We start from the raw sequence: 11,674 nt of genomic DNA on the forward strand, positions 1-11,674 counted from the left end.
TTTTGATGCCAAAAAGTAAGAGCCATTCGGCGGCGGTAAGCCGAGGCAAGACTGGGCTGTATGGCATAAGTAATTAGTTACGTCATCTATATTGATTTTTATAAAATAAATTATCCCTCAGGATGACCGACCGGCCCGAGAAAGCCGTTAAACCTCCGAAGCTTTTCCCGCGCCCAGGCACCTTGAAACTTCGGAAGAAACTGCCCACCTAAACCCCTGCCGGCAGCAGGCAGGTGATAGCAGCGGAAAGCCCGCAGCGAAGCGAGGATTTGGAGCGTATAGCGGGAACATACTGATATAGCAGCACAACAACTGCTTTGCTGAAAACAAACAATACTATATACATCTACGAACGACGATACAAATTATATGTTAAAATTTGTTAACTGTATATTTGTACTGAATTGCTTTGCATAGCTTAGCGGCCAATTGTTTTTATTGATGTTATCGTATTATTAATTATCTTTGCAAAATGTTTAAAGTTAAACACTTCATTATTTTGGTATTTATTGCCGCTTTGGGTATTGCGGGTTGTAAAAGTCGTTTCGAGAAATTGAGGGCGAGCAATGACGTTGCAAAAAAATACCAGGAAGCACTTCGTTTGTATAATAAACGCGATTATAGTAAGGCATTAGTGCTTTTTGAGGACCTTTCTCAAAAATATCGTGGCCGTGCGGAAGCTGAAGACCTGAACTATTATTATGCTTACACACTATATAGATTAAGTGATTACACTACTGCGAGATACCAGTTTAAAAGTTTTGCTGATACCTATCCTGCAAGTAAGAATGCGGAAGAAGCAAGATATATGGCTGCTTACTGCTATTATTTAGAATCGCCAAATTTCTCTTTAGATCAGGAAAATACTTATAAAGCTATTGATGCATTACAATTATTCATCAACTTATACCCTACCAGCGATCGCGCTGCTGCTGCCGGAAAATATATTGCGGTATTGAGGGGAAAGTTAGAGGATAAAGCCTTTGAAAATGCTAAAATGTATTTAACCACAGGGCCTAGCAATGTAGATAATTACAGGGCAGCTGTTATTGCTTTAAAAAATGCGCAAAGGGATTACCCAGATATTAAATATGCTGAGGAAATGGATTTCCTGATGATTAAGGCGCAATATTTATACGCAAAAAATAGTTATATCATCCGCCAGGAAGACCGTTACAATGAAGCGCTTGCTTTATATACTGAATTTACGGAGAACCATCCTGACAGTAAATTTGCCAAAGATGCGAAGGCGCTTAAAAGTGATGTTGAGGCAGGCATAGTAACAACCAAGCAAGAATTGGCATTATATGCTGCCGATCAGGAAAAATACAAACAGATGTTGATCAGAACCGGTAAATTAAAGGATACTGTTTCTGTAAAACCAACTAATGCAGATAATACGGATATTAAAAACAAGTAATAGATGAACACTAACAAACCTGCTGTACCTAATACTACAGTAACCAGAAACGTACACGATTTAGATAAAACTACTGATAATTTATACGAATCGTTAGTGGTAATTGCCAAAAGGGCAAATCAGATCTCAAACAACGTTAAAGAGGAGTTACACGGTAAATTGGCAGAATTTGCTTCTAGCAACGATAATTTGGAAGAAATTTTCGAAAACCGTGAGCAGATTGAAATCAGTAAGCATTACGAGCGTATGCCAAAGCCTGTTCTGGTTGCCATGGATGAGTTTTTGAATGGCAAAGTTTACCACAGAAATCCTGCTAAAGAACAAAAGTAATTGCAAAGCGCATAGCGTTTAGGGCAAAGCGTTTTAGCACTACGCTCTACGCTCCATGCCTGATGTACCCTGCGCATTATGCTAAAAAATAAAAATGTAATCCTTGGCGTTTGCGGTAGCATCGCGGCTTACAAGTCGGCATTTTTGGTTCGGCTACTCGTAAAAGCTGGCGCAAACGTAAAGGTTATTCTAACTCCTGATGGTGCTCATTTCATTACACCACTTACCCTTGCTACGCTTTCTAAAAATCCGGTTTATACCCAATATTTCGAGGAAGAAACAGGCGTATGGAGCAATCATGTTGAGCTGGGCTTATGGGCTGATTTAATTATTATAGCTCCGATAAGTGCTAATACCTTAGCCAAACTGGCAACAGGAATCTGTGATAATTTATTAACCGCTGTTTATCTTTCGGCCAAATGCCCGGTTTATGTAGCTCCTGCTATGGATCTGGATATGTGGAAACACGAAACCACTCAAAGTAATATTGATCGGCTGATCGGTTTTGGAAATATCGTTATTGCTCCGGCCAATGGCGAACTGGCCAGTGGACTTTGGGGTGAAGGCCGGATGGCCGAACCGGAAGAAATTGTTTTATTCCTGGATAATTCGATTAAAAAATCGTTGCCCCTATTTGGTAAAAAAGTAATGGTTACCGCTGGCCCTACTTACGAAGCCATAGATCCGGTACGTTTTATAGGCAATCATTCTTCGGGCAAAATGGGTTTTGCCTTAGCTGATGAACTGGCCAAACTGGGTGCTGAGGTAACTTTAATTGCCGGACCAACTGCACAAAAAGCCGATCAAAGTTTAAAAAGAATTGATGTAGTAAGTACACAGGAGATGTTCGATGCCTGTATTGCGGCATTTGCAGAAACTGATATTACCGTAATGTGCGCCGCTGTGGCCGATTATCGACCCAAACAGATTGCTACCCAAAAAATTAAAAAAGAGGATAGCGGATTGTTTCTGGAACTGGAAAAAACAACAGATATACTCGCATCTCTAGGTAAGGCAAAAAAATCGCACCAGATTTTAGTTGGCTTTGCTTTGGAAACCAACGATGAAGAGAATTATGCCAAAGGCAAACTGGAAAAGAAAAATCTAGACCTTGTGGTACTCAATTCTTTGAATGATAAGGGTGCAGGTTTTAAATCAGATACCAATAAAATTACTATTTTTAACAAAGCTTTTGAACGGACTGTATTTGAAATGAAATCAAAAACTGCTGTTGCCAAAGATATTTGTACGGCCATTTTAAAAATTACGAAATGATAAAAAAGATTGTTTGGATATTGGTATTGGTTGGTTTTGGAAAGCTACACGCTCAGGAGCTAAATGCAAGGGTAACTTTGCTGGCTCCACAGGTTTCGAACATCAGTAAATCAACATTAGATGCTTTGCAAAAAACAATCCGCGATTTTTTGAACAACAACAAATTCAGCAACGAAAATTATCAGCCACAGGAACGTATAGATTGCAGTTTCGTCATCACCATCAATTCATGGGATGGTGGTTCTGGTTACACCGCTGAAGCGCAGATTCAAAGCAGTCGCCCGGTTTTTAACAGCTCTTACAATAGCACTTTGTTAAATATGAGCGATAAAAATTTCGATTTTAATTTCAACGACGGGGCTACGATCGATTTTTCTGATCAAAATTACATTTCCAATATCAGTTCGCTGCTGACCTACTGGGCCTACACCATCATCGGAATGGACAAAGATAGTTTTAGCAAAATGGGGGGCACGCCTTTTTATAAAAAAGCACAGAACATTGTTAACCTGGCGCAGGCTTCGGGCAATACCGGCTGGAGAGCTGTTGATGGCTTACGCAACCGCTTTTGGTTTAACGAAAATGTTTTAAATCCCATTTTTTTCGAACTGCGCAATTTCATTTACAGTTATCATTTAAGCGGCTTGGATCAGCTAACTGATCATGATAAAGGCTTAACGCAGATTGTGGCTGCCCTGCCCGCATTACAACAAATGGATAAACAGAAACTGGGTTCTATTTTCCCTAATGTTTACTTTGCTGCCAAAGCCGAAGAGGTAACCAATGTGCTTTCTAAACTTAACGGACAGGAACGAATGAAAGCCTATAACATGCTGGCAGAAATTGATCCCGCGAATATTGGCAAGTACGAAGGGCTGAAGAAAAATTAGTTTTTTGATCAGGAGTTAATGTATGGTGGTAGCTCAGATATAATTTCTAAAAATGACAAAAAGATTTTTATTAATTACGATCTGTCTTTTACCATTAAGCTTGCTGGCACAATCTTCATTCAGCATTAAAGGATTTGGCAAGGCTTATAAAGATGGCGATAAGATCTTTTTGTCCTTTCGGCAAGGTCATCAGTTAATTGAGGATTCTAATATAGTTCATAAAGGCTCATTCGAATTTAAAGGCACTTTTAATACTACAGTTAGAGGTTATATTTGCAGAAATGATAATCCCCGTTACGCAAACGAGCTTTTTGATTCTTTTGATGTCTATATCGAGGAAGGCCAGATCATACTTAAATCACCAGATACCTTAAACAACTCCATTATTTCTGGAACTCCGTTAAATAACGACTATGCCAAACTACATGGTGTATTAAAACCGCTTTACAATAAAAGGAAAAAGTTAAAAAATCCAGGTGAACTTAAAGATGACACATCAGTAAACCTAAATAAAGCGGAAACTACTGGTGTAGATAACGAAATCATTTTGCAACAGTTTAACTTTACCGATGGCCATCCAAATTCGTATGTAAGTTTATTAACATTAAGTCAGCTGGCGCGTATAAGCAAAAATTTACCCCGGGTAGAACAAAGTTTTGCTAAGTTATCTACCGTGCTTAAAATGATGCCAGAGGCTAAGGAAATAATCAGAAGGATTACAGAAGGTAAAAAAATCACGGTAGGAATGATGGCAAAAGACTTTATCCAGAATGATATAAATGGTAATCCGATCCGACTTTCAACTTATCAGAACAAATATGTCCTTGTAGATTTTTGGGCTTCGTGGTGTCTACCCTGTAGGGAAGAAAATCCTAATGTTTTAGCTGTTTATCATCAGTATAAGGAAAAAAACTTTACTGTACTCAGCGTATCGATCGATGTATTGGAGAACAAAGCCAACTGGTTAAAAGCCATTAAAGAAGATCAACTGCCTTGGACGCAGGTGTCTGATCTTCAAAAAGAAAACGACGCTGCTAAACTTTATGGCGTTACTTCAATACCTTCAAATGTTCTTATTGACCCTAACGGAAAAGTCATTGCAAAGGATATTAAGGGAAAAGAACTACGCGATAAAATGGCTGAATTATTAGGTGCTGGTAAGTAATTACATTGATTCGGATTAACTGGCTAATTGTTTAAATCGGTTAATTGTAACTAATCAATAAGCCTTTGGTATTCTTTAGCAAAGCAAGTGATCTGCTTCAATTAAAGATGGTCCTGCTTTCGTTCATACCTGCCCGTTCGTTCAGGTGGGCGCCTGCAGGCCTTACACACAGGCCGGTATCCACATCAATCAAGTTTAATCACTCAAGTCGGTTTTTTATAGGCCAGGTGCCTTTTCAACGCTTAATAATCCGAAACTTTATATCAGGATTTCTCGCCATACAGTTAACCACTTAATCAGTTTCGATGATTGGCTATTAAAAATTTGTTAAAAAATTTTGTTATTACGAATATCTTCGTACATTTGAATACGAAATAATTCGTACAACTTGTAACATATGGATAATTATCACATCAAACCAACAGAAGGTGAAATGGAAATCCTTCAGGTACTTTGGCAAAAGGGGCATGCAACGGTAAGAGAAGTACATGAGGCATTGAACAAAAAAGACTCTGGTTATACTACTACTTTAAAACTGATGCAGATTTTACATGAGAAAGGTATGGTAGAGCGAGATACTACCCAAAAAACACACGTTTATAAAGCACTTGTTAGTCGGGATAAAACTGAAAAACAGCTGGTAAACAAATTGATCGATAATGTATTTAACGGATCGGCAGCAAGATTGGTGATGCAGGCTTTGGGTAACCACAGTGCCAGTGCAGCAGAAATTGACGAAATAAAAAAATATTTAGATAGCCTAAAGTAAGGCTATTGTTTAAGGTTGGAAGGTGTAGGGTTTGGATCCCGAATCAATATTAAAATTTTCGGATAATATCCGTTTAAAAATTAAAACCGCCGTTATGGAAACTTTATTACAACAGTTCATTAAAGCCTTTGGCTGGAGTATTGTAAACTCACTTTGGCAAAGTGCCATCATTTATGGTATCCTATTTATCATCATGCTCAGCATTCCGAAGCTGGCGGCAAAACATAAGCACAACCTTGCTTTTAGCGCCATCGTTTTAATGTTTGTTGGCTTTGGCTACAATTTCGTTCACCAACTAACTTTGAATGTAAATACTCCGGCACCTGCAATTAATGCCCAAAATATACAGGTATACCAGTATTTGAATAACCTTCCGCCAACTTTTAGCAGCCGGGCAGAACAATACTTCCCTATTGTTGTTATATTCTATGCCATTGGCATAATGCTTCAACTATTTGTTATTATTAAAGGTTATGGCCAGCTTTCCAAACTAAAAAAAGAAAGTCTAAGTGCCATTCCCGACAGCTGGAAAATTATTTTCGAGCACTTAACTGCCGAACTTAAAATCAGCAAAGTTATTCGGTTTCACATTTCTTCTATCGTTAACGTTCCTTTGGTTATCGGTTATCTGAAACCTGTGGTATTATTTCCCCTGGCCCTAGTCAATCAATTAGACAACGATCAGGTAGAAGCGATACTCATCCATGAATTGTCACATATCAGAAGAAACGATTTCTTATTGAACCTGATCAAAACGGCTATAGAAACCATATTATTTTATAATCCATTCGTGTGGATGGCAGGTAATTTTATCCATATTGAGCGCGAGCATGCCTGTGATGACTTAGTGCTAAAAATAACCGGAAAACCATTGAATTATGCCCATGCCCTACTTAAACTGGAACTGTTAAAAGATAAAAACAGTCCGGCATATGCACTGGCAGCGACAGGTAAAACCCAGAATTTATATCAACGCATAAAAAGAATAACCAACATGAAAACAAATTATTTAAACGCCAAACAGCAAATGGCAGCTTTAACTTTAGGGGTAGCCTGCCTGTTTTCTATTGCCTGGATCAATCCAACTAAAAATAAAAAAGACACTAAAAAAACGAATATTGAAGTGTTAAGTGTAATAAACCACAATGATCTGAAAACCGTTGTGTACACGGATACCACTAAAAAACGTAAAATTAAGATTGTGACCATTGACGCCAATGGTAAAAAAACCGAATATAATTCGGTAAAAGAAATGCCAGATAGCCTAAGGAAAGATCTTTACAGAGACGAAGTGTTTGCAGGCAAAAATATCTACAAACTGCATCTGGATAGCAGTTTCAAATTTAAATTCAACGATTCGCTGTTAATTGCCAAAATAAATAAGGAATTCAATTCTCCTGAAGCACAGGCCAAGTGGAAAAAATTTGGCGAAGACATTGCCAAAGAATACAACTCGCCAGAAGCACAGGCCAAATGGAAAAAATTTGGCGAAGATGTGGCCAAAGAATACAACTCGCCAGAAGCACAAGCCAAATGGAAAAAATTTGGCGAAGATGTGGCCAAACAATACAGTTCGCCAGAGGCACAGGCCAAATGGAAAAAGTTCGGCGAAGATGTAGCCAGACAATATAGCTCGCCAGAGGCGCAGGCGAAATGGAAAAAATTAGGTGAAGATATGGCGGCCAAGATGAATACTCCAGAATTCAGGGCCCAAATTGAAAGCCTTACTTCAAAATCAGCCGAAATAAGGAAACTATCTGAATTAAACAGATTAAATGCCGACTCTTTATATAAAGCCAATGGTTTTCAGCTTTCAGATCGAATTTTTCTAAAATTTAACGATGACGCCAACAGTAAGGTAAAACATACGGAAGAGTATAAAAAACTGAAAGAAAAATTTGATAAGGAAGTAAAAGAACTAAAAGAAAAAATAGAGCAGAAAGAGAAAAAGGAAAAAGTTGAAGGCGGCAATAAAAGCTCAAAGATTACTCCGGCGGTGATGATATATCAAAACCAGGATTTTACAAATGCAGATAAGGCCCTCAACACAGCAAATGCTGTAGTAACCTATAAAAAATCAGATTTTACCCGTGCGGATCAATTGGCAATCAAAACTTATGTTCAAACGCCCAATTTAAAAATCGATAACGATAATGTAATTAATATCCTGATCAAATAATTCCAGATAAACCAAACAGATCATGAACTGCGGAGATTATTCTTCGCTGTTTTTGTTTTGTAGCGTGCTGTTGAATAAATTTTGATATTTTTGCTTGGTATGCTACAAAAACTTTCTATACGTAATTACGCATTAATTGATAGTCTGGATATCGAATTTGATAAGGGCTTGAATATTATTACAGGTGAAACCGGCGCTGGTAAATCGATCATCCTTGGTGCCTTGTCACTAATTTTAGGTCAACGGGCAGAAAGCAAGTACTTCTTTAATCAGGATAAAAAATGCGTTATTGAAGGTAATTTTACATTGGCAGATGAAAAGCTGAAAGGACTTTTTGAAGAAAATGATCTCGATTTCTCAAACGAAAGCATCTTAAGACGAGAAATATCAATAGATGGCAAAACAAGATCTTTCATTAACGATACACCTGTAAATTTATCCATTCTTAAACAAATTGGCGAAAAACTCATCGATATCCACTCACAGCATGCTACACAGGAAATTAACGATACCGATTTTCAACTCTTAATTGTAGATGCACTGGCAAACCATAAATCCTTATTGACAGACTATCATCGCGGATTTAAAAAGCTCAAACATGACATCAGCCTGTTAAAGAAACTGGTAGCTGATGCTGATGAAGCCAGGAACAAACAGGATTATGAACAATTTCTGTTTAACGAATTGGAGCAGGCAAAACTACAGGATGGAGAGCAGGAAGATTTAGAACAGGAGTTGGAAAGATTAACCCATGCCGAAACCATCAAAAGAGCATTACTTACCACTTCGGGTCTAATTAACGAGAATGAGCCTTCTGCCCTGCAGATTTTAAAAGAAGCTTCGTTACAGTTACAAAGTATCGAAAAATTCGATCCTGCAGTTAATGTGCTATACGAACGGTTACGCTCATCCATTATAGAAATAAAAGATATTACCGATGAGGTTTCTGGTATAGAAGAAAACACCATACACAGTGCCGAGCGTTTAGAACTGGTTAATCAAAGGCTGGATCTTTTTTATTCCTTGCAGCAGAAACATCGGGTAGCAAATAATATCGAACTCTTGGCGCTTCAAAAACAATTGGAAGAAAATCTGAACAAACTTTTATCTTCCGATGAGCATATCGAGAAGCTACAGAGAGAAATAGATCAGCTTCAAAAAGCTTTACGTCAACAGGCCGGTCAGTTAAGTGCCAACCGCAAAAAAGCGATTAAACTAGTAGAGGAACAAACCAGCATCACCTTAAAAAAAGTGGGAATGCCAAACGCAAAAATGGTTTTACATCAAAAAGTATTAAGCGAACTAAATAAAGATGGTTTGGATGAAATAAACCTCCTTTTTACGGCCAATGCGGGTCAGCCACCCGCCCCCGTGAATAAGGTTGCATCAGGAGGTGAGTTATCGCGCTTAATGTTGGCCATAAAAGCATTACTGGCCAAACATACTTCCTTGCCTACCATTATTTTCGATGAGATCGATACCGGAATATCTGGAGAGACTGCCCTCAAAGTTGGAGAGGTAATTTCAGATTTAGGACAGAACATGCAGGTCATCTCGATTACACACTTACCGCAAATTGCAGCCAAAGGCAGATCTCACTATTTTGTTCATAAACATGAAGACGGCGGAAAAACCACTACTGGCATCCGGAAACTTAAACAAGAAGAGCGTATCGAAATAATTGCCGAAATGTTAAGTGGTAAAAATCCAGGTGTATCGGCTATCGAAAACGCAAAGGAGTTATTAGCTTAATTTAAATTATTAATCCAATTCCAATGTCTGTGTCCTCACAGACCTTTCAATATCAAAACTGATAAATTTAGTGGTCTGTGAAGACACCCACCACGGAGATAGAAGGATCTCGATGCTACCCTACTCTGAAGATGGAGACCTTTTTAATATAATATTTCTTTTTCATACAATAAACTAATAATTTAGTTTATATTTATCATATGAAATCCTTATTAACCCTGTTCCTGCTGTTTGTTTGTAAAATTTGCTTGGCTCAACAAAATTACCTGCTTTCGGGTACAGTTAAAGATAAACATGGTGAAGCTTTACCTGGTGCAGGCGTATATGTAAGTGGTTATAAAATTGCAACTGTTTCCAACAATAACGGCGGTTATGCCCTGTCGCTTAAACCTGGCAATTATAATATCTTAGTACAGCTAATCGGCTATAAAGCGCTAAATAAAAATATTATTATTTCTGATAAGGCGATAAAACTTGATCTCGTTTTGGAAGAAAGTATCACCCAGTTAAACGAAGTTACCATTAAACCAGATCCGAACAGGGCCCATTATATTGCCATGTTTAAAGATTTTTTTATTGGTACCACGCCAAATGCAGAACAATGTAAAATGATTAACCCAAATGTGTTACTGATAGATTACGACAACGAGCAGGCAAAACTGACGGTAAAAACGGATCAGTTTTTAGTTATTGAGAACCAGGCATTGGGATACCGGGTAAAATATTTGGTCAGCAATTTTGAGTATAGTAGCCGAACCAATATCATCTATTATGAGGGCTTTCCGTATTATGAAGATTTACAAGGATCGGCCCGGAAAAAAAAGATATGGGCAAAGAAACGTCTAACGGCCTATCTGGGTTCATCACAGCACTTTTTTAAATCACTCTACAATGGTACGGCGACAAAAGATGGCTTTATCATTAACAAATTAATTAGCCAGCCCAATCCCGACAAGCCATCTGACAGTGTCATCAGGGCCAATATTAAACGTTTAGCGAAAGTGCAGGAGGGTTTATTACGGAAAACAATAAATCTTAATCATGGAGACTCACTCAGCTATTGGATCAGAAAGAAAAACCTCCCTGATGGCATTTCCATTTTAAGCCGTAGTCCGATTTTACAAGATACCTTGGTGCACCCTAAAAATCAGAATATCAAAAGCATAAACTTCACCGATAAACTGTACGTTATTTACACAAAAGAAAAGGAAGATCCATTATTTGCCAACCGGATAGGTTTATCCATCAACAGGCCTTTAGATATGCCAGACTATCAGATATCGACCATTACCCTACAAATAGCACCAGTATATTTTTATGCGAACGGCGGGATCTATAATCCACGCGCTATGCTTTATGCCGGCTACTGGGCCTGGGAAAAAATTGCCGATAGCGTACCGATGGATTATCTACCTCCCCTTGATCTCGAAAAATAGCTTTAAATAAAACATTTTTTAGGAAAGCAGGTACATTGCTGGTCGGTTCAGATAGTCCCGCCCTGCGTTACAAATCCTCGCCCTCATGCTTCGGGCTGTGGTTTTTTTACTGCGGTCGGGTTTAGCTGGCAGTGCCTGTTACCCGATTAGAGATTTTTGAACCCGGCTAGTCCACAGTAGACCGCTACCTGTACCGATTTTCATTGGTAGCGCAACGAGGAAACAAGCGATGTCGGGACTGCTGTAGCCATAGAAAACGGAACTTTAGTCTCCAGATAAAAAGATGCTCGCTTATTAGCGTCCCCTCAAACGATTACCTAGAAAAAAGATTCTTCGCTGCGCTACCATTGACGTTAATTTTTAATTATTTGATAATTAGTCACTTATGAAATATGCATTTCCATCCAACAAGGCCTTCGCACTGGGTCTCCGTTCTACTTAAGTCCGGCCTAACAAAT

General features: G+C 38.4%; 9 protein-coding genes. All 9 read left to right on the forward strand.

Going from position 1 to position 11,674, the window contains the following annotated elements; genetic code table 11:
- Positions 1-472 precede the first annotated feature (472 nt).
- The 9 genes from QZ738_RS04805 to QZ738_RS04845 all read left to right on the forward strand — a co-directional run bounded on the left by QZ738_RS04805 (position 473) and on the right by QZ738_RS04845 (position 11,216).
- Positions 473-1,420, forward strand: a complete 948-nt coding sequence (locus QZ738_RS04805) for an outer membrane protein assembly factor BamD (RefSeq protein WP_293785196.1) — start codon at positions 473-475, stop codon at positions 1,418-1,420.
- Between the two features lie 3 nt (positions 1,421-1,423).
- Positions 1,424-1,750 carry a DNA-directed RNA polymerase subunit omega gene (locus QZ738_RS04810; protein ID WP_090988294.1) on the forward strand — a complete coding sequence of 109 codons (327 nt, stop codon included), beginning with the start codon at positions 1,424-1,426 and terminating at the stop codon, positions 1,748-1,750.
- A gap of 78 nt (positions 1,751-1,828) precedes the next feature.
- Positions 1,829-3,025, forward strand: coding sequence for a bifunctional phosphopantothenoylcysteine decarboxylase/phosphopantothenate--cysteine ligase CoaBC (coaBC, locus tag QZ738_RS04815; RefSeq protein WP_293785198.1), 1,197 nt, complete (start codon positions 1,829-1,831; stop codon positions 3,023-3,025).
- Entirely contained in the window at positions 3,022-3,915 is an 894-nt protein-coding gene (locus tag QZ738_RS04820) for a DUF4835 family protein (RefSeq protein WP_293785200.1), read from the forward strand. Before coaBC ends, QZ738_RS04820 begins: the two co-directional genes overlap by 4 nt.
- A 52-nt stretch (positions 3,916-3,967) precedes the next feature.
- Positions 3,968-5,080 (forward strand): TlpA disulfide reductase family protein, encoded by a 1,113-nt coding sequence (locus QZ738_RS04825; protein WP_293785202.1) that lies wholly within the window; start codon positions 3,968-3,970, stop codon positions 5,078-5,080.
- A gap of 397 nt (positions 5,081-5,477) precedes the next feature.
- Positions 5,478-5,849, forward strand: coding sequence for a BlaI/MecI/CopY family transcriptional regulator (locus QZ738_RS04830; protein ID WP_293785204.1), 372 nt, complete (start codon positions 5,478-5,480; stop codon positions 5,847-5,849).
- Between the two features lie 94 nt (positions 5,850-5,943).
- Positions 5,944-8,028, forward strand: a complete 2,085-nt coding sequence (locus tag QZ738_RS04835) for a M56 family metallopeptidase (RefSeq protein WP_293785206.1) — start codon at positions 5,944-5,946, stop codon at positions 8,026-8,028.
- Positions 8,029-8,127: 99 nt separating this feature from the next.
- Positions 8,128-9,780, forward strand: coding sequence for a DNA repair protein RecN (gene recN, locus QZ738_RS04840; protein ID WP_293785208.1), 1,653 nt, complete (start codon positions 8,128-8,130; stop codon positions 9,778-9,780).
- Positions 9,781-9,980: 200 nt separating this feature from the next.
- A complete protein-coding gene (locus QZ738_RS04845) occupies positions 9,981-11,216 on the forward strand; it encodes a carboxypeptidase-like regulatory domain-containing protein (RefSeq protein ID WP_293785210.1) in 1,236 nt (411 codons plus the stop codon).
- Positions 11,217-11,674 lie beyond the last annotated feature (458 nt).

The sequence above is a fragment of the uncultured Pedobacter sp. genome (genome assembly GCF_913776295.1).
In the GTDB taxonomy this organism is placed as follows: domain Bacteria; phylum Bacteroidota; class Bacteroidia; order Sphingobacteriales; family Sphingobacteriaceae; genus Pedobacter.